The organism is Actinomadura decatromicini, from assembly GCF_008121305.1.
Taxonomy (GTDB): domain Bacteria; phylum Actinomycetota; class Actinomycetes; order Streptosporangiales; family Streptosporangiaceae; genus Spirillospora; species Spirillospora syzygii.
Window position 1 is genome coordinate 122,390 of sequence record NZ_VSRQ01000006.1, and the last position, 19,332, is coordinate 141,721.

General features: G+C 75.8%; 14 protein-coding genes. 9 read left to right on the forward strand and 5 right to left on the reverse strand.

Annotated elements, in window-relative coordinates:
* Window positions 1–14 precede the first annotated feature (14 nt).
* The gene (locus FXF68_RS26860) at window positions 15–653 is read left to right on the forward strand and encodes a hypothetical protein (protein WP_148763923.1); all 639 of its coding nucleotides are present in this window, start codon (window positions 15–17) and stop codon (window positions 651–653) included.
* Here the strand turns inward: FXF68_RS26860 and FXF68_RS26865 are convergent.
* The 4 genes from FXF68_RS26865 to FXF68_RS26880 are packed head-to-tail and all read right to left on the reverse strand — an operon-like array spanning window position 634 to window position 7,089.
* Window positions 634–2,844, reverse strand: coding sequence for a transglutaminase TgpA family protein (locus tag FXF68_RS26865; protein WP_148763925.1), 2,211 nt, complete (start codon window positions 2,842–2,844; stop codon window positions 634–636). The two genes, FXF68_RS26860 and FXF68_RS26865, sit on opposite strands and share 20 nt — an antisense overlap.
* Window positions 2,841–3,971, reverse strand: a complete 1,131-nt coding sequence (locus tag FXF68_RS26870) for a DUF58 domain-containing protein (RefSeq protein ID WP_148763927.1) — start codon at window positions 3,969–3,971, stop codon at window positions 2,841–2,843. The genes FXF68_RS26865 and FXF68_RS26870 overlap by 4 nt, the downstream gene beginning before the upstream one ends.
* A 14-nt stretch (window positions 3,972–3,985) precedes the next feature.
* Window positions 3,986–4,990 carry an AAA family ATPase gene (locus FXF68_RS26875; protein ID WP_425458618.1) on the reverse strand — a complete coding sequence of 335 codons (1,005 nt, stop codon included), beginning with the start codon at window positions 4,988–4,990 and terminating at the stop codon, window positions 3,986–3,988.
* Window positions 4,981–7,089, reverse strand: coding sequence for a fibronectin type III domain-containing protein (locus FXF68_RS26880; protein ID WP_148763929.1), 2,109 nt, complete (start codon window positions 7,087–7,089; stop codon window positions 4,981–4,983). The genes FXF68_RS26875 and FXF68_RS26880 overlap by 10 nt, the downstream gene beginning before the upstream one ends.
* 387 nt (window positions 7,090–7,476) lie before the next feature.
* On the opposite strand from FXF68_RS26880, the gene FXF68_RS26885 reads away from it, so the two are divergent.
* The 6 genes from FXF68_RS26885 (at window position 7,477) to FXF68_RS26910 (ending at window position 15,891) form a co-directional block, all read left to right on the forward strand.
* The gene (locus FXF68_RS26885; RefSeq protein WP_148764852.1) at window positions 7,477–8,226 is read left to right on the forward strand and encodes a M50 family metallopeptidase; all 750 of its coding nucleotides are present in this window, start codon (window positions 7,477–7,479) and stop codon (window positions 8,224–8,226) included.
* Window positions 8,227–8,296: 70 nt separating this feature from the next.
* Window positions 8,297–9,640, forward strand: a complete 1,344-nt coding sequence (locus FXF68_RS26890) for an SWIM zinc finger family protein (RefSeq protein ID WP_246178959.1) — start codon at window positions 8,297–8,299, stop codon at window positions 9,638–9,640.
* A complete protein-coding gene (locus FXF68_RS26895; RefSeq protein ID WP_187438132.1) occupies window positions 9,637–11,373 on the forward strand; it encodes a DUF5691 domain-containing protein in 1,737 nt (578 codons plus the stop codon). The genes FXF68_RS26890 and FXF68_RS26895 overlap by 4 nt, the downstream gene beginning before the upstream one ends.
* Window positions 11,370–12,455 (forward strand): ATP-binding protein, encoded by a 1,086-nt coding sequence (locus tag FXF68_RS26900; RefSeq protein WP_148763933.1) that lies wholly within the window; start codon window positions 11,370–11,372, stop codon window positions 12,453–12,455. The genes FXF68_RS26895 and FXF68_RS26900 overlap by 4 nt, the downstream gene beginning before the upstream one ends.
* Window positions 12,452–14,731 carry a DUF5682 family protein gene (locus FXF68_RS26905; RefSeq protein ID WP_222870109.1) on the forward strand — a complete coding sequence of 760 codons (2,280 nt, stop codon included), beginning with the start codon at window positions 12,452–12,454 and terminating at the stop codon, window positions 14,729–14,731. Before FXF68_RS26900 ends, FXF68_RS26905 begins: the two co-directional genes overlap by 4 nt.
* Entirely contained in the window at window positions 14,728–15,891 is a 1,164-nt protein-coding gene (locus FXF68_RS26910; protein ID WP_148763937.1) for a VWA domain-containing protein, read from the forward strand. Before FXF68_RS26905 ends, FXF68_RS26910 begins: the two co-directional genes overlap by 4 nt.
* Here FXF68_RS26910 and FXF68_RS43190 read toward each other — a convergent pair.
* Window positions 15,880–17,649 carry a serine/threonine-protein kinase gene (locus FXF68_RS43190; protein ID WP_222870110.1) on the reverse strand — a complete coding sequence of 590 codons (1,770 nt, stop codon included), beginning with the start codon at window positions 17,647–17,649 and terminating at the stop codon, window positions 15,880–15,882. The two genes, FXF68_RS26910 and FXF68_RS43190, sit on opposite strands and share 12 nt — an antisense overlap.
* A 146-nt stretch (window positions 17,650–17,795) precedes the next feature.
* Between FXF68_RS43190 and FXF68_RS26920 the strand changes: the two genes are divergently transcribed.
* Both FXF68_RS26920 and FXF68_RS26925 read left to right on the forward strand, forming a co-directional pair.
* A complete protein-coding gene (locus tag FXF68_RS26920; RefSeq protein ID WP_148763939.1) occupies window positions 17,796–18,845 on the forward strand; it encodes a DUF6777 domain-containing protein in 1,050 nt (349 codons plus the stop codon).
* 25 nt (window positions 18,846–18,870) lie between these two features.
* Window positions 18,871–19,305 carry an ArsR/SmtB family transcription factor gene (locus FXF68_RS26925; RefSeq protein WP_148763941.1) on the forward strand — a complete coding sequence of 145 codons (435 nt, stop codon included), beginning with the start codon at window positions 18,871–18,873 and terminating at the stop codon, window positions 19,303–19,305.
* Window positions 19,306–19,332: the final 27 nt, after the last annotated feature.

The following is a 19,332-nucleotide window of genomic DNA, read 5'->3' on the forward strand; positions in this document are numbered from 1 at the left end:
ATACCGTATCGATCATGCCTGGTACGAGCATCCCACTCGACGAGGCCGCCGAGCTGACCCGCACCGGTGACGTGTGGCTCTTCCGCGGCCGGACGGTCGCCGACCGCGCCATCCAAGTGACGACCAACAGTCCGGTCAACCACGTGGGAATGGCGCTGGTCGTCGACGACCTGCCGCCGCTCATGTGGCACGCCGAGCTCGGCCGCTCCCTCCCCGACATGTGGTCGGGCGGGCGGCACCGCGGCGCGCAGCTCCACGACCTGCGCGACGCCGTCCTGGTCTGGGGGAACCGGTACGGGCAGCGGGCGTGGCTGCGGCAGCTCGACCCGCCGCCGACCCGGGAGATGGAGGACGCGGCGCTCCGCGCGGTGGCCCGGCTCGACGGCACGCCGTTCCCGTCCACGTCCCGGCTGGCGACGCGGTGGGTGCGCGGGCGCGTGCCGATCCGGCGTCCGGCCGAGCGGGAGCAGGCCCTGGAGACGGCGTTCTGCGCGGAGATCGTCGCCGTGACGTACCAGGCGATGGGGCTGCTGAGGAAGGGCCGCCGCCCGAACTGGTTCGACCCGGGGCGGTTCTGGAGCGGCGACGACCTGGAGCTGGAGGCGGGCGCGGCGCTCGGCGGCGAGATCGCCGTCAGCCTCCCGGCGAAGTGACGTCCCGGCGGTCTCTGACGGAACGGTCCCGCAGGGAGCGCGGGTGGAGGCGGCGGCGGAGCCGGCGCAGCCGCCCGGCCTTCGCGGTGACCAGGCGTCCGAGCTCGTCGGTGTGCCGCCAGGCGAGGTCGGCGGCGTCCGGGGCGGGACCGGACGCGGCGAACCGGCTGCGGTTGACGAGGTCGGCGAGCGGGCGCAGATGGCCGTGGGCGTCCGCGCCGACGCTGGACGCGCCGAACTGCGCGACCTCGTGCGCGGTCAGCGTCCGGACGGTGGACAGGCCGACGTCCGCGAGGTCGTCGAGGGCCTGGTGCCAGGCGCCGGTGACGCGCGCTGCGGGCGTGCCCGTCCGGCGCCGCCGCCTGCGCAGGGCCGGGGCGAGCAGGACGGCGAGCACATAGCCGAGCACAAGGACGGCGACCCCGATCGACGCGAAAACCCACCACGGCATGGGCGAGCCCTCTTCGGACGCGGCCGTCGTCTGAGCCTTCTTCTGGGGCGTGTTCCCCGGCCCCTGCCCGCGCTGCTGGGACGCCGCGTTCTTCTGCGCCTCCTCCAGCTTCTGCTCCGTCTCCCCCGCCGCGACCGAGTCGTTGTTCTTGGAGCGGCGTGCGCTGTCGGGCATCGGGTTGAAGCGGATCCAGCCGAGACCGCCGAACTTGACCTCGGGCCAGACCATCACGTCCCCGGAGCGGACCTGGACGGTGTCACCCACGCGGTTCCCGCCGTCGAAGCCCACCACGACGCGGGACGGCAGGCCGACCGTCCGGGCGAGCAGCGCATAGGCGGTCGCGAAGTGCTCGGGCGTCCCGCGCCTGCCCTCGCCGAGGAAGTAGTCGAGCTGCCGGTAGCTGTGCCCGGGCGGGGCCGTCACGTCGTACCTGGCGTACCGCTTGAGGTACTGGGCGAGCATCGCGGCCTTCTGGATCGGCGACACCGCGCCCCGCGTCGCCGCCTGCGCGAACCGCCGGAACTCCGCGATCTGGACGGGCGGCTCCTTGGCCCCCGGCCCCCACGGCAGTTCGCGCGCCGCCCGCGCCTCGGCGTCGGTGGCGACGGTCGCGTCCGCGAGGTCGTCGGCCGTCCACTCGGGGACGACCGAGTCGACCCGGTACGCCTGCCCCGGACGCAGCGGCCGCGCCGCCGCGAGGGCCCCGCTGGCGGGGTCGACGACGACGGGCAGGCCGTCCACCTGGCGCGGACGGTCCGCCGCGGGCACCCACACGCCGGGCAGGTCGCGGATCGTGATCCGCTGCCCGACCTGGTGCTCGCGCTCCGGCTTCGGCCCCTCCGGCACGCGCCGCCCGGTGGGGACGAACCGTGCCGTCGACGACCACGTCACCCCGTCGAAACGGTCGAGCACGGCGAGCCGCTCGATCTCGCTCCGCCTGGACTGGACGGTGAACATCACCTGGTCGGGGCTCAGCAGCCACCCGCCGACCCGGTCGAGCGGGCTGACGCTGTCGCGCTGCTGCGGCGGCGGCGCCCGCACCTGCTCGCGCGGGTTGTACGGCTCGGCGCCGACCGGGACGACCGGCCCGGACGCGAGCGCCAGCCCGCCGAGCACGGCGGCGGCCGGGACGCCGACGACCAGCGGACGCCACGCCATCCCCGTGGCTGACACGTCCGCGCGCAGCAGGACGAGCACCGCGATGAGCACGACGGTCGCGGCGGCGAGGGGGACGTTGGAGCCGGGGCCGTCCACGCCGAGCAGCAGCGCGACCGCCCACGCGGCGAGGGACGGCACGCACGGCACGGCCCGCAGCGCCGTCCGCAGCGCCAGCTCGGCGGACGCGAACGCCGCCAGCCACACCACCAGGCTGACCAGGACGAGCAGCTCCGGCTCGGCCGGGGCGGGGAGCAGCGTGGTCAGGATCGTCTTCCACGACCCGAGGACGCCTTCGCGGAGCGTCTGCGGGAGCGTTCCGTCGCCGAGCGCCGGGCGCAGCACCGTGAGGGTGATGGTCGCCGCCCACGCCACGACCGTCAGCACCACCGAGATCCACAGCGGCCACGGCTTGCCGCGAGGGCCGGACAGCAGCGCGCACAGCGCCGTCGGCACGACCGCCGCCACGGCCGCGACCGGCGCCACCGGGCCGAACCCGAACACCCGGTGGAACGCGAGCCCGGCGACCGCGGCCAGGCAGGCGGTCACGGCGAGGGAGGCGTAGCGGGTCACGTAGCGGGTCACCGGACGCTCCCGAGGCGCCGCCACGACTCGGCCAACCCGTCCAGGCCGGCGAGGTCGATCACGTGCACGCCGGGCGGCGCGGACGCGGGCCCGGACGGCCGCACCCGCAGCACCACGACCCGGTCGAACCGGCTCCGGACGGACGCGATCCGCCCCAGCTCCGCCGTGCCCGACGCGACCACGACGAGCGATCCGCCCGCGCGGACGCGGCGCAGCGCGTCCACCGCCGACCGGGGCCCCTCCTTCGGCGCGACGGTCGTGAGCCGGTCGAGCAGCGCCTCCACGTCGTCGGGCCCGCCGCGCGTGTCGGCGAGCGGCCCGCCGCCGGTCAGGACGCGGACCGGGAAGTTCGCCGCCGCCGCGCCCACCGCGACCGACGCGGCGGCGTCGACGGCCAGCTCGAAGTCGTCCGGGTCCGCCCACGCGCCGGGGCGCGCCTCCAGCACGACCGTGGTCGTCGGCAGGCTCGCGTCGACGAGCTGGCGGACCATGAGCGTGCCCGTCCGCGCCGAGGACTTCCAGTGAATGTGGCGCAGCTCGTCCCCGATCACGTACTCGCGGAGGGCGTGGAACGTCGCCGTCCCGGCCGGGGACCGGTCGCTCGTCGGCCCTTCCAGATGGTGCGCGCGGCCGGACGGCAGCAGCGGCAGCCGCACCGTCCTCGGCCGGACGAGCAGCACCCGCGGCTCCCCGTACTCGCGGACGCGCCGCGCCAGCCGCAGCGGGTCGGCGCGCACCAGCCGCAGCGGGCCGACCGGGATCTCGCCGCGCCGGTCCGTCGGGAGCCGGTAGGTGACCGAGCGGGTGCCGCCGGGGCGCAGGCGCGGGACGTCCACCGCCACCGACGCCGCCCCCGCCGCGTCATGCGCGCTCAAGCCCCGCGCGGAACGCCCCCGGTTCGTCACGTGCAGGACGCCGACCGCCGGTTCGCCGCGTTCCACCTTCGCGGGCGCGATCTCCCGGCGGACGTCCAGCTTCGGGCGCGGCAGCGTCCACAGCGCGGCGGCCCCGACCGCGACGAGCCCGGCGACCGCGAGCATCGCGGGCTCCGGGTAGCCGAGCCACCAGCCCGCCGCGTAGAGCAGGACCGACCCGGCCGCCGTCCCCCATCCGAGCGGCGTCAGCACGTCAGACTCCGCCGCTAGACACCGGCGGCCTGCGGCGTCGGCACGTTCCGCAGCGCCTCCCCGACGACGTCCGCGCCGGTCCGGCCGCGCAGCTCCGCCTCCGGCGTGACGATCAGCCGGTGCGCGATCACCGGGACGGCGAGCGCCTTCACGTCCTCCGGGACGACGTAGGACCGCCCGGCCGCCGCCGCCCGCGCCCGCGCCGCGCGCAGCAGCGCGATGCTCGCCCGCGGCGACGCGCCGAGCCGCAGGTCGGGATGCTCGCGGGTGGCCGCGACGACCCGCACCAGGTAGTCGAACAGCGGCGGCGCCACGTGCAGCCGCTGCGCGAAGTCGATCATGCGGGCGAGGTCCTCGCGGGCCATCACCGGCGGCATCTGGTCGAGCGCCGCGCCGGTCGGCGCGCCCGCGAGCAGCGCCACCTCGGCCTGGTGGTCGGGGTAGCCCATCGAGATCCGCATCAGGAACCGGTCGAGCTGCGCCTCCGGCAGCGGGTAGGTGCCGTCCATGTCGACCGGGTTCTGCGTCGCGATCACCATGAACGGGCGCGGCACCGGGTGCGGCGCGCCCTCCACGCTGACCCGGCGCTCCTCCATGACCTCCAGCAGCGCCGACTGCGTCTTCGGGGAGCCGCGGTTGATCTCGTCCGCGACGGCGATGTTCGCGAAGATCGGGCCGGGGTGGAACTCGAACGCGCTCGTCCCCTGGTTGAAGATCGACACGCCGGTGATGTCGCTCGGGAGGAGGTCGGGGGTGAACTGGATGCGGGTCCATTTGGCGTCCACGGACGCCGAGATCGCGCGGGCGAGCGTCGTCTTGCCGACGCCGGGGACGTCCTCGATGAGCAGGTGCCCCTCGGCGAGCAGGCAGACGAGCGCCAGCTCCACCTTCTCCCGCTTGCCGCGCACCACCCGCTCGACGTTGCCCGCGAGCGCCGCGAACATCTGCGCGAACCGCGCGACCAGCGCCTCCGCGTCCATGGCCCCGTTCATCGACCCGTTCTCGGTCATCAGCTGCACCCCCAGAGCGTCGAGGAGAAGGTCCCGGAGTCGGAGCCGGGGGTGGTCACGTAGATGTCGCTGACCCAGCGCACCCGGCCCCCGTACTCGATCTTGTCCCAGACGGTGCTGACGAGGCTGCCGTCCTGCTGGTCCTGGACCCGGTCGCCGGTCTCCTGGCAGATCACCTTCACCGCTCCCGTGAAGCCCTTGGGGAACGAGCCGTCGCGCGGCGTCGTGGTGCCCGGGCCGGTGTGCAGGTAGGTGTTCGTGGTCTCGTTGTGGTGCCCGTTGTAGGTCTGGGCGTGGGCGGCGGGGTCGAGGGTCTCGGAGACGCTCACCGGCGTGGACGACCCGGCGCCGTTGCGGGCGGTCACGGTGAACGTGTGGGTGCGTCCGTTGGCCAGCCCGGTGACCGACTTCGAGGTGCCCTTGGACGTGGCCGTGCCGCCGTCCCAGGCGATGTCGTAGGTGACGTCGTAGCCGGACGACGCGCCCCAGGTGAGGTTCGCGCCGTGGTTGACGCCGGTCGCGGCGAGCGCCGTCGCCGGGCCGGGGGCCGTGCACGCGGTCGCGCCGACGGCGCCGGACTCGCTGTAGGCGGCCCTGCCGTCCTTGCCCCTGTACTCGGCGGCGACCTTGTAGATGTGGGTCGTCGTGTCGCAGGTGAGGCCGCCGACCGTGAACGTCCCGCCGCGGGTGTTCGCGGGGAACCGCGCCGGGCTCGCCCCGGCGACCGGAGCGCCCGCCTGGTCGAGCAGGACGAACCGCGTCACCGGGTACACGCCCGGCGGCTGGGCGGCGGGCGTGAACCGCACCTTGACCGACCCGCCGTCGCCGGACGCGGCGGGCGTCGGCGGGTCGGGCGCGGTCGGGTCCTTCTTCACCGGCGCCTTCGGCGGCCTGCCCCGCGGCGGGACGCCGCTGGACCCGCCGGGCCCGCCGCCCGCGCCGTTGCGGTTGCCGCGCCCGCCGCCCGGCTCCGCCTGGACGGGCAGCGGCCGCCGCGCGCCGCCCGGGACGCGGTCGTCGTACTTCTTGATCCGCCTGACGCCGCCGCTCGGGTCGAACGCGAGGGCGATCGCGCCGTTCGGGTCGTTCACCCAGAGCATGTGGTCGCGGACGAGGAGCTCGATCGTCCCGCCGGGCCGGGTCGCGGCGATGGGCCGCTCCCAGGCGTTGCCGTCGACGTTGAAGACCAGCAGGCGGCCGGACGTGCGGTCGGGCAGGTACACGCGCGAGCCGAGGACGTGCGGCGGCTCGAAGGCGTGATCCGGCATGCGCAGCGCGACCGAGTCGACGCGGCCGACGCCGGTGTTCAGCAGGTACAGGGCGCCGCCGTCGCCGAGCATCGGGACGAGCTGGCCGTCCGCCACCGCCGGGACCTTGACCCCGTCGCGCGCCCGCGCGACCGGCGCGGGCAGGGTGATCCGCTGCGTGCCCTCCGGCTTGACGACCAGCGCGGTCGCGGACGTGCCGTCGACGACCACGGGACGTCCGGCCGCGATGGTGAGCGCCAGCCGGTCGCCGGGCCCGCCCGCGCCGACCGGCGCGCCCTGCCCGGACCCGCGGAACGGGACGACCTTGCCCGTCCGCGGTTCCGGCACCCACAGGATCCCGTCGGCGTCGATGCCCGCCTGGCCGAGCGGCGCGGCGAGCGTCGTGGCCGCGCCGAGCGGCGTAAGCCGCACCGGGTCGATCTGCTGGACGACCCCCTTGACCAGGTCGACCGTGTACGCGGCCCCCGCCCCGGCGAGCACCTGGAGGCCCGGCCCGCCGACCGGGCGGCTGCCCGTGATCGTGAGCTGGGACGGGTCGATCCGGCTGACGACGCCGGTGTCCTCGTCCACGAGCAGGACGGTCGTGCCGTCCTGAACGATCTTGATATGGTGGCCGCGCAGCTGCGCCGGGACGGCCGCCTTTCCGTCGACCTTGCCCGCCAGCCCGTTGGCGTGGACGACCAGGCCCTTCGCGCCCGCGCTCAGCCAGGCGCCGACGTCCGACAACTTGTACCTGGCACTCGCCGTGCCCACCCCGTAGACGAGCGCGCCCACGCAGAGCACGCCGACGAGCCCCGCCGTGACCTGCCCCGTCAGCCGGTCACGCCGGAAAAACCCCATGACTCCGCGCCGCCCCCTGGCCCGCGCGGAGGATCGGTCCCCGTTCAATCCCCGTCACACCCTCTCGATCGCGCCGGGATCGGGAGCCGCGATCCCCGGTGCGAAGGGCACCATAACGGGTGCACGGGGCGCGCCGTATCGAGATCCGCGAAGATCTCACCTGGTGATCCACGGTGACACTGCCGGTTACGGGCGGACCGGAATGACATTGATCACATCTCCGGACACCTCCCGGCGCGTCCGGTCACTCCCGTCACGTCCGGTCGTGTCCGGTCCCCCGGCCTCGCGTGCGTTGCGACCATGGTGAACCGAACGCGAACGTTATCCCCGGCGTCCTAAGGTTGGGCAGCGCGATTCGGGCAGCGCGAGGACGACTCCGAGGTGGACGTGGAAAACGTGAGCATCGCCGACCTGTGGGACCGCGTGACGGGAACGCAGCCGGACCCCCCGTGGTGGCTCGTCCTGCTCGTCGGCGTCGTGGCGCTCGGCGCGGTGGCCCACGGCCCCACCTGGCGGGTCGCGCGCAACACGGTGACGATCGCGCACGAGGGCGGGCACGCGCTCGTCGCCCTGCTCACCGGCCGCAAGCTGGACGGCATCAAGCTGCACTCCGACACCTCGGGCGTGACCGTCTCGCGCGGCAAGCCGCACGGCCCCGGCATGATCCTCACGGCGCTGGCCGGGTACCTCACCCCGCCGCTGCTCGGCCTGTTCTTCGCGCTGCTGCTCGCGGGCGGGCGGATCACGCTGATGCTGTGGTTCTCGCTCGCGCTGCTCGGCGGGATGCTCGTCATGATCCGCAACGCCTACGGCGCGCTGTCGGTGATCGCGACCGGCGCGGTCGTCTTCGCCGTGTCGTGGCTGGGCAGCGCCGAGGTGCAGGCCGGGTTCGCCTACCTCGCCGCGTCGTTCCTGCTGCTCGCCGCGGTCCGGCCGGTGGTCGAGCTGCAGCGGATGCGCGCCCGGCACATGGCGCCGAGCTCCGACGCCGACCAGCTCGCGCACCTCACCGGCGTCCCCGGCCTGGCCTGGGTGAGCCTGTTCGGGGCGGTCGCGCTGCTCGCGCTGGTGACCGGCGGGGCGCTGCTCGTCCCGGACGTGTCGCTCCCCGACCTCCCCGGGCTTCCCACGCCCTGACCCCGCCTGGTCGGGGCGCTGGTAGATCGTCACGCGGGGAATGTCCGAGGGGGCGGATAGTTTCGGACGTGTGAGCGATCGATGGGAGCGGGAGCAGGTGCTCGGCCTCGCGCCGGACGCCGCGTCCGCGAAGGCGGCGGGCGGCGTCGCCAGGCCCGCCAAGTGGGGCGCGACGGGCTGCGACGGCGAGGCGGTGTGGGGCGAGTGCCGGGGCAGCGGCTCGTCCGTCTACCGGACGTGCGCCGACCTGACCGAGCCCGCCTTCCGGTGCTCCTGCCCGAGCCGCAAGTTCCCCTGCAAGCACGCCCTCGGCCTGCTGCTGCTGTGGAGCGAGGGCCGGGTGGACGCCGGAGGCGCACCGGGGGGTGCGGGGGGCCGTCCCGCCGTCGACGAGGGGCCGCGTCCCGGCTGGGCCGCCGAGTGGCTGGAGGAGCGCCGCGCCCGCGCCGACAAGGCGGCCGAGCGGCGCGCCGCGTCCGCCGCCAAGGCCCGCGACCCGCGCACGGTCGAGCGCCGCGAGCGGCGCGTCGACGACGGGCTCGCCGAGCTCGACCAGTGGCTCCGCGACCAGGTCGCGCACGGGCTCGCGCAGGCCGAGAAGGCCCCCTACCGGATGTGGGACGACGCGGCCAGGCGGCTCGTCGACGCGCAGGCGGGCGCGCTCGCGGGCCAGGTGCGGGGCTGCGCGGCGATCACCCGGCAGCCCGGCTGGCCCGGCCTTCTACTGGCGGAGTACGCGCTGCTGCGGCTGCTCGTCCGGGCCCACCGGCGGCGCGACGAGCTGCCCGCGGGGCTGCGCGGCACCGTCCGCTCCCGGGTCGGGTTCACGGTGCCGCAGGAGGAGGTCCTCGCCGAGGGCGAGCGCGCCCGCGACCTGTGGTGCGTGACGGGCGCCCGCGACACCGCGCAGGACCTGCTGACGACGCGGCGGGTCTGGCTGCTCGGGCGGCGGACGGGGCGTCCGGCGCTGGTGCTGTCGTTCGCCGCGCCGGGCACGTCGCTCGACGCGTCCCTCGTCGTGGGCACGGAGGTCGACGCCGAGCTGGCCTTCTATCCGGGGTCGCCACCGCTGCGGGCGCTGGTCGCCGAGCGGCACGGGGCCGCCGCTGCGGCCCGTCCCGCCGGGACGTCCGTGCGGGGCTTCCTGGACGGGCACGCCGCCGCCATCGCCGACGACCCGTGGCTCGACCGCTGGCCCGCGGTGCTGGCCGGCGTCCGGCTCGCGCGGGGCGAGCGGGGCGAGCTGTTCGCGTCCGACCCGTCCGGCGACGCGCTGCCGCTCCGGCTGGGCGACCCGTGGCGGCTGCTCGCGCTGTCCGGCGGCGGACCGGTGACGCTGGCCGGGGAATGGGGCCCGCGCGGCCTGCGCCCGCTCGCCGCCTGGCACGACGACGAGGGGACGGTGGTCCTGTGACCGGGCTGAACGAGAGCACCTGGAACGAACTCGTCACCGCCGCCCTACTGGGCACCGAACGCCGCGACCCGCCCGCCCTGCCATACGCCCCCAGCGAACCATCCGGCGAGGCGCCTCGCGAGGCGCCCGGTCGGACGCCCGGCGGGGCGGGCGGCGGGGCGGCCGGTCAGACGCCGGGCGAGACGCCCGACGACGCGGCCGGTCGGGCGTCCGGCGGGGCGGCTGGTGAGCCCTCCGGTCAGGAGGGGGCGGGGGCGTCCGACAAGGCGGGGCGGTTGCTGGATGCGGCGGCGTTGCTGGCGGTGCGGCGGCGGGCCGGGCTCGTTCCGTCCGGCGCGGCGCCGGAGCCGATCGCTCTCGCCCCGGAGGAGGAAGTGCCGGTCGTGCCTGGTCCGGCGGCGGCGCGGCTGCGGCGCATCCTCGCGGGCGAGCAGATCCGCGTCCTGCCCGAATGGCTGGACGCCGCCGCCTTCCGCGGCTTCCGGGTTCCCGCGCAGTCGCTGCCCGACCTGCTCGAACGCGGCCGCACCGACCGGATGCTGCGGCCGCCGATCGCACGCGCGGCCGGGCGGCGCGGCGTCTGGCTGGCGCTGCAGAACACCGACTGGGCCTACCTGGTCGGCGCGGGCGACGACCCCGGCGGCGGTGCCGAGGTATGGGAGACGGGCACGCGCCACAGGCGCGTCGCCTACCTGACCATGCTCCGCGGGTCCGACCCGGCGCGGGCGCGCGACCTGCTGCGCGGGACGTGGGCCGCCGAACCCGCGCCCGACCGGGCCGCGTTCCTCGCGACGTTCGCGCACGGCCTGTCGCTCGACGACGAGGAGTTCCTCGAAGCCGCGCTGGAGGACCGCGGCAAGGACGTCAGGCAGATCGCGTCCGACCTGCTCGCCCGCGTGCCCGGCTCCGCCTACGGGGAGCGGATGGCCGCGCGGGCGCGGGACTGCCTCGTCCCCGAGCGCCGCTCGGCGCGCGGGCGGCGGCAGACGTGGATCCGGGTCGAGCCGCCGCGGGCCCACGACGAGGACATGGCGCGCGACGGCGTCCCGTTCCATCCGAGCGGGTCGTTCGCGCCGCGCGGCGGCGGGCGCCCGGTGGGCACGCGGGCGGCGTGGCTGCGCGAGATCCTCGCCCGCACCCCGCTCGCCACCTGGACGGACCTGTTCGGCCTCCCGCCCATGGAGATCGTCTGCCTGCCCCTCGGCGGTGCTCCCGGAGGGTCCGGGGGGTCGTCCGCGCAGAACGAGTGGGCGTCGGACGCGCGGGACGTCCACATCGGGTGGGCCCGCGCCGCGCTCGCCCAGCGCGACGCCGACTGGGCCCGCGCGCTGCTCAAGGGCGGCGTGATGGTGGACGAGCCGGAGGCCCTCGCCGACCTGCTGTCCGTCCTGCCGGAGGGCGAGCGCGACGCGGCGGCGGCCGACCTGATCCGCTGGGTCGAGGGGCAGCCCGACCTGCTGCGCGTCCTCGAGCACGTCCCCGGCCCCTGGACGGGGCCGCTCGCGGCGGCGGTGCTGGCGGCGCTCGCCGCGTCCGCCGAGCGGCCGACGCGCCGCGACGAGCACCTCGTCACCCAGCTCTGCCGCCTCGCCGACCTGCGGCTCGACCCGTCCGCCGCGGCCCGGCTCGACGACCTCGCCGCCGCGCCCGACGCGGCGGCGCCCCGCGCCGTCCCCGAACTGATCGCCACCCTGCGCTTTCGCGACGAGATGCTGAAGGAGCTGAGCACGTGACCGAAGACGCCGTCCTGCGGCCGCACGCCGAGCAGGAGCACGCCGGTGAGCTGGCGCGGCTGGCCGAGCACGACGACCGACCCCGCCCGCCCGGCTGGCGGCTGTCGCCGTGGGCCGTCACGACGTACCTGCTCGGCGGCGAACTGCCGGACGGCACCGCGATCAGCCCGAAGTACGTGGGGCCGCGGCGGCTGATGGAGGTGGCGGTCGCGACGCTCGCCACCGACCGGGCGCTGCTGCTGCTCGGCGTGCCCGGCACCGCGAAGACGTGGGTGTCGGAGCACCTCGCGGCGGCCGTCAGCGGCGACTCGACGCTCCTCGTCCAGGGGACGGCGGGCACGGCCGAGGAGGCGATCCGCTACGGGTGGAACTACGCCCGGCTGCTGGCCGAGGGGCCGTCGGAGAAGGCGCTGGTCGAGAGCCCGGTGATGCGGGCGATGCGGCGCGGCTCCGTCGTCCGGGTCGAGGAGCTGACCCGGATGCCGTCCGACGTGCAGGACGCCCTGATCACCGTCCTGTCGGAGAAGACGCTGCCCGTCCCGGAGCTGAACACCGAGGTCCAGGCGCGCAAGGGCTTCACCGTGATCGCCACCGCGAACGACCGCGACCGCGGCGTGAACGAGCTGTCCAGCGCGCTGCGCCGCCGGTTCAACACGGTCGTGCTGCCGCTGCCGGAGACCGTCGAGGACGAGGTCGACATCGTCTCCCGCCGCGTCGACCAGATCGGCGCGGGCCTGGAGCTGCCCGAGTCCCCGGCCGGGCTGGAGGAGATCCGCCGCGTCGTGACCGTGTTCCGCGAGCTGCGGTCGGGGGTGACGAGCGACGGGCGCACCAAGCTCAAGTCCCCGAGCGGGACGCTCAGCACCGCCGAGGCGATCTCGGTCGTGACCAGCGGGCTCGCGCTCGCCGCGCACTTCGGCGACGGGGTGCTGCGCGCCGCCGACGTCGCGGGCGGGATCGTCGGCGCCGTCGTCCAGGACCCGGTGTCCGACGGCGTCGTGTGGCAGGAGTACCTGGAGGCCGTCGTCCGCGACCGGCCCGAGTGGCGCGACTTCTACCGCGCGTGCCGGGAGGTGTCTTGAGCCGAGTCGAGGTCTACGGGATCCGGCACCACGGTCCCGGCTCGGCGCGGGCGCTGCGCGGCGCCCTGGAGGAGTTCAAGCCGGACGCGGTGCTGATCGAGGGCCCGCCCGAGGCCGACGCGATCGTGGAGCTCGCGGGCGACCCGGGCATGGTGCCGCCGGTCGCGCTGCTCGCCTACGCGCCCGCGTCCGGCGGCGCGGCGAAGGAGGGCTCGCCGGAGGGCCCGGAGGAGGGCGGGGACGGCCGCAAGGCCGCGTTCTGGCCGTTCGCCGAGTTCAGCCCGGAGTGGCAGGCGATCAAGTACGGGTTGGGCGCGGGCGTCCCGGTCCGGTTCTGCGACCTGCCGGCGGCGCAGCAGCTCGTCCCGTCCGAGGAGGCGGAGACCCCGCCGGACGAGGGCGATGAGCCGGACGAGGCGGACGTCCGGCTCGACCCGCTCGGCCGGCTCGCGGAGGCCGCCGGGTACGACGACGCCGAGCGCTGGTGGGACGACGTCGTCGAGCACCGCGGCGCGGGCCCGTCGCCGTTTCCCGCCATCGCGGAGGCGATGGCCGAGCTGCGCGAACGCATGGACGCGGCGCGCCACCCGCGGCGCGAGGAGCAGCGCGAGGCGCACATGCGCCGGACGCTCCGCCGCACCCTGAAGGCGGGCCACGAGCGGGTCGCGGTGGTGTGCGGGGCGTGGCACGTCCCGGCGCTGACGGCGAAGGTCCCGGCCGCGCACGACGACCGGACGCTGCGCGGCCTGCCCAAGGCCAAGGTCGCGATGACCTGGGTCCCGTGGACGCACGGCCGCCTCGCCGGGCGCTCCGGCTACGGCGCGGGCGTCCGCTCCCCCGGCTGGTACCACCACCTGTTCGCGGCCGCCGACCGGCCGATCGAGCGCTGGCTCACCGCCGCCGCCCGGGTGCTCCGCGAGGAGGACCTGCACGTCTCGTCCGCGCACGTGATCGAGGCCGTCCGGCTGGCGGAGGCGCTCGCCGCGCTGCGCGGCCGCCCGCTCGCCGGGCTGGACGAGGTCACCGAGGCGACCCGGGCCGTGCTGTGCGAGGGCGCCGACCTGCCCGTCGAGCTGATCCAGCGGCGGATGGTCGTCGGGGAGCGGCTCGGCGCCGTCCCCGAGCGGACGCCGATGGTGCCGCTCCAGCGCGACCTCCAGGCCGAGCAGCGGCGGCTGCGGCTCAAGCCGTCCGCGCTCGACAAGGAGCAGGACCTCGACCTCCGCAAGCCCACCGACCTGGAGCGCAGCCGCCTGCTGCACCGCCTCCGCCTGCTGGACGTGGACTGGGGCGTCCCGTCCGACACGGGCCGGTCGAAGGGCACGTTCCGCGAGACGTGGACGCTGATGTGGCGTCCCGAGTTCGACGTCGAGCTGATCGAGGCGGGCGCGTGGGGCACGACCGTGCGCGGCGCGGCGACGGCGCGGGCGAAGGCGGCCGCCGCGCACGCCACCGCGCTCGCCGACCTCACGTCCGTGGCGGAGCGGTGCCTGCTCGCCGACCTCGGCGACGCGCTGCCCGACGTGATGCGCGCCCTCGCCGACCGGGCGGCCGTCGACACCGACGTCGCGCACCTGATGTCCGCGCTGCCCGCGCTCGTGCGTGCATTGCGTTACGGCGACGTCCGCGGCACGTCGACGGGCCCGCTCCGCACGGTGGTCGACGGGCTGATCGTCCGCGTCTGCGTGGGCCTGCCGCCCGCGGTGACGAATCTCGACGACGACGCGGCGCGCGAGTTCCTCACCCACATCGACGCCGTGCACGGCGCGCTGGCCCTTCTCGGCGACGACGGCCACACCGAGCGCTGGCGGCGAACGCTGGAGGGCCTGCTCGCGCGTCCCGACACCCTGCACGGCCTGATCGAGGGCCGCCTCACCCGCCTGCTGCTGGACGCGGGCCGCCTCGACGACGTCCCCGACCGGATGGCGCGGGCGGTGTCGGTCGGGGCCGCGCCCGCGCGGGCGGCCGCGTGGGTGGAGGGCTTCCTGTCGGGCGGGGCGCTGCTGCTCGTCCATGACGACGACCTGCTCCGCCTCGTCGACCAGTGGGTCTCGGGGCTGCCCGCCGACTCGTTCACCGACGTCCTGCCGCTGCTGCGGCGCACCTTCGGCGCGTACGCCGCCGCCGAGCGGCGCGCCATCGGCGAGCGGCTCCGCCGCCGGGGCCGGTCGCCGTCCGGGCCGTCCCGCCCGGCGGACGACGACGTCGACGACGCCCGCGCGGCCGCCGCCGTCGCGACGACCCTGCACATCCTCGGCTGGACGGAGACCCGATGACCGACGAGCGGTTGCGGCGCTGGCGGCTGGTGCTCGGCGGGGAGCACGCCGACGGCACCGGCGTGACGCTGACCGGCGACGACGTCCGCATGGACGGCGCCCTGGAGAAGCTCTACGGCGCGGGCGAGGAGGGCCGTCCCCGGCCGGGGCGGCGCAGCACCGGGCTCGGGGACTCCGCGCCCTCGGTCGCGCGGTGGCTCGGCGACATCCGCGACTACTTCCCGTCGAGCGTCGTCCAGGTCATGCAGAAGGACGCGATCGAGCGCCTCGACCTCACCCGGCTGCTGCTGGAGCCGGAGATGCTCGACGCCGTCGAACCGGACGTCCACCTCGTCGGCACCCTGCTGTCGCTGAACCGGGTGCTGCCCGACCGGGCCCGCGAGTCGGCGCGGGCGGTGGTGCGCGGCGTCGTCCGCGACCTGGAGCGCAGGCTCGCCCAGCGGACCCGGTCGGCGGTCGGCGGCGCCCTCGACCGCGCCGCCCGCACGTCCCGGCCGCGCCGCCTCGCCGACGTCGACTGGGACCGGACGATCCGCGCGAACCTGCGGCACTACCTGCCCGAGCACGGCACGCTCGTCCCGGAGCGGCTGATCGGGTACGGGCGGCGGCAGCAGGCCGTCAAGCGGGACGTCGTCCTCGCCATCGACCAGAGCGGCTCGATGGCGGCGTCGGTGGTGTACGCGAGCGTGTTCGGCGCGGTGCTCGCCTCGATGCGGTCCCTGCGCACGTCCCTCGTGGTCTTCGACACCAGCGTCGTCGACCTGACCGACCAGCTCCACGACCCGGTGGAGGTGCTGTTCGGCACGCAGCTCGGCGGCGGCACCGACATCAACCGCGCCGTCGCGTACTGCCAGGGCCTCGTGACACGTCCGAACGACACGGTCCTCGTGCTGATCAGCGACCTGTACGAGGGCGGCGTGCGCGAGGAGCTGCTGAGCCGCGTGGCGGCGCTGACGGGAGCGGGCGTCCAGGTCGTGGTGCTGCTCGCCCTGTCGGACGAGGGCGCCCCCGCCTACGACCACGAGAACGCGGCGGCGCTGGCGGCGATGGGCGTGCCCGCCTTCGCCTGCACCCCGGACGCCTTCCCCGACCTGATGGCCGCCGCGATCGAGCGCCGCGACCTCAAGCGGTGGTCGGAGCGCCACGAGTCAGCGGGATGACCGCATCAGGCCGCGGGTCAGCAGGAGGACGACCACGGCGGTCAGCACGGCGTACCCGGCCAGCACGGGCGCGCCGACCGTGAGCACCTTGCCCCACGCCGCGAACATCGCGACCCGGACGACCCGCGCCGCCATGACCGTCCAGACGGCGGCGCGGCCGCCCCGCCAGGCCAGGATGACCGCGACCAGCGTGACGATCGCCACCAGGACGTACGTGGACGCCGCCACCGGCATCAGGGCGCCCCGGCGGCCGTGGCTCAGCGACGGCTGGGCGATGAGTATGGCGAGCACGAGGACGTCCAGCGCGGCCAGCAGCGCGGCGAACAGCAGCCCGGCCACCAGCGCGGGCCCCCGCCGCACCCCCCTGCCCGCCACCGGCGCCTGCCCGGTACCGCCCCAAGCCGCCGCCTGCCCCCGCCACGCGTCGGCCTGCCCAGGCACCGCACCACCCGACGGCCCACCGAAAGCCCCCGCCTGACCTGAGCGCGGCTCCGCCTGCGGCTGCCACGCATCCCGCCCGGACCCCGCACCGCCGGACGCACCGGCCGAAGGACCCGCCTGCCCGGGACGCGATTCCACGTGGCCGTGCCAGGCGTCCTGCCCCGGGACAGCTTCGCTGGGTGATGCGGGCGAGGGGGCCGGGTGGCTGGGGTGTGGTTGTGGGTGGGGCGACCAGGCGTCTTGGCCGGGGGTCGCGCTGCCGGGTGGGCCGGGGGAAGGAGCTGGCCGGGCCGGTTCCGAGTTCGGTTGGAGGTGCAAGGAGTTCTGGCCGGGGGGCGTGGTGCCGGGGTGTTCCCAAGGGCGGGTGGCCGGGGTGTCTTGGGGGAGGCGGGCGGTGGGGTGCTGGGGCGGGGTGGGCATGTGCTCGGTCGCCGGGTCCAGGCGGGCGGTGCCGGGGCGCGCGCCGTCGAGGGCGGCGGTGTCGAGGCGGGCGTGGCGTTCGCGTTCGCCGAGGAGCCAGAGCAGGACGTCCTCCGAGGTCGGACGGGCCTTCGGGTCCTTGGCGAGGCAGGCGGCGGCGACGTCGGCGAGCGGGGCGGGCAGGACGCTCAGGTCGGGCGTCTCGTGCATGATCCGGTACATCACGGCGGGCAGCGCGCCCCCGGCGAACGGGTCGCGGCCGGTGGCGGCGAACAGGAGGGTGCTCGCCCAGGCGAACAGGTCGGTGGCGGGCCCGACGCGCCCGGCGAACTGCTCGGGCGCCATGTAGGCGGGGGTGCCGACGACCTGGCTGGTCATGGTGGCGCCCGCGTCGAACGCGCGGGCGATGCCGAAGTCGATCACGCGCGGGCCGTCCGGGCCCATCAGGACGTTCTGCGGCTTGAAGTCGCGGTGCACGACGTTCGCGCGGTGGATCGCGGTGAGCGCCGTCACCGAGCTGATCGCGAGCCGGTCGAGGTCGGCGCCGGTGCGCGGCCCCTCCTCCTGGACGAGGGCCCGCAGCGACAGCCCGGGGACGTACTCGCTGACGATGTAGGGCCGGTCGCCCGCCATGTCGGCGGCGAGCATCTGCGCCGTGCAGAACCCGGCGACGCGCTGGAGCAGCGCCAGCTCGCGGACGAACCGCTCCCGCGCGCCCGCGTCGGCGAGCAGCTGCGCGTGCAGCAGCTTGACCGCGACGCGGGCCGGCCCCGCCCCCGGCTCGACGGGGCGGCCGAGGTAGACCGCGCCCTGCCCGCCGGTGCCGATCCTGCCGAGCAGCTCCCAGCCGCCGAGCCGGACGGGATCGGCGGCGGAGAGGGGAATCGGACCCGCCATTCGCACCCCCGTCGGGTCCCCCGACACCGGCTCCGCGGCCGGCCGTGGAAATTCCAGCATTCCGCCGAGCACAAATCCGCTCCGCCCGGCATCAAAGAGTATAGGTTCGGCTGGCCCGAGGCGGGAGACAGCGGGAGACATGACGCATGCCTGAGATCCATTCGAGAATTGCGCGGCGCCGGGGCCGGGTCCGGTCGGCGGCGGTGGCCGCGGCGGCCCTGGCGCTGGCGGCGACCGCGCTGTCGGCCTGCGGGGACGCGGGCGCCACCATCACCAGGCTGACCGTGGGGACGCCGGGCCCCGACCCGTACACGCTGGTGGCCAACACCGACAAGACGGACGTCAAGCACCGGCCCCAGGCGGGCGGGACGAAGACCGGCGACTCCCCCGGCCTGTACGGCGGGACGCGCCAGACGTCCACCTGCGACCAGCGGAAGCTGGTGGCGTTCTTGCAGGCCAACCCGGAGAAGGCCAAGGCTTGGGCGGCCGTGCAGGGCATTCCGGTGAGCGACATCCCGCGGTACGTGTCGCGGCTGACGCCGGTCCTGCTGCGCACCGACACGCTGGTCACGAACCACGGGTACCACGACGGGAAGGCGACGGCCGCGCCCGCCGTCCTCCAGGCCGGAATGGGCGTTTTGATCAATGGTTACGGAGTGCCCACGGTCAAGTGCAATTGCGGAAATCCGCTGACCCGCCCCAAGGAAAAGATCTCTTCCGGCAAGGTGTCCTATACTGGCCGATCCTGGCCGGGATTCACGAAGCGGAATGTGACGGAGATCAAGCCCCGCGATTCGCGGAAGGGCACGATCGAGAGCTTCGTCCTCGTCGACCCGGAGGCGACGATGGGGTTCGAGCGGCCGCGCGCCACCGAGGGCGAGTCGGACGGGCCGCCCACCGAGCTGCCGGCCACGGAGACCGAGGTCCCGACGAGCGACTCGCCGGCGCCGACCGACTCCGGGCTGGACTCGCCGACCGTCGACTCGCCGGGTCCGGAGTCGCCCGGAACCGGGTCGCCGGGCACGGAGACGCCGAGCCCCGAGGTCTCGTCGGGTTCGCCGGGCGTTCCGTCCGAGAATCCGGGTACGGGCGGCGGGGACCCGGGCACGGGCGGCGGGATCGAGCAGCCCGGCGGTGCCACGCAGGGCCCGGTGTCGCTGCCGCCGTCCGAGGAGCCCGCCCCGACGGTCTCCTGAGCGATCCTGGAGTATATTTGCTCATATGAGCAGTGCTTCAGATATCGCCCCCGAGACCTCGGGCGCTCCCGCCGCGGCGGCGCCGGAGGTCGTCGCGGCGGACGCGTGCGCGGTCCGGGTCGTCGACCCCGCGAAGGTCGCCCTGGTCACGGCCGCGCTCCCGGCCGGGGAGACGATCAACGAGCTGGCCCAGGTGTTCGGGCTGCTGTCCGACCCCGGGCGGCTCCGGGTGATCATCGCGCTGCTCGAAGGCGGCGAGATGTGCGTGTGCGACATCGCCGCGTCCTGCGGGCACTCGGAGTCGGCGGTCTCGCACGCGCTGCGGCTGCTGCGCGCCAACCGGGTCGTGCGGGTCCGCCGGTCCGGCCGGATGGCCTACTACCGGCTGGACGACTCGCACGTCCGGATGCTGCTCGACCTCGCCCTCACCCACATCGGCCACGGGGAGGACTCCCGATGACCGGAGCGATGCGGCGGTCCTCGGCGG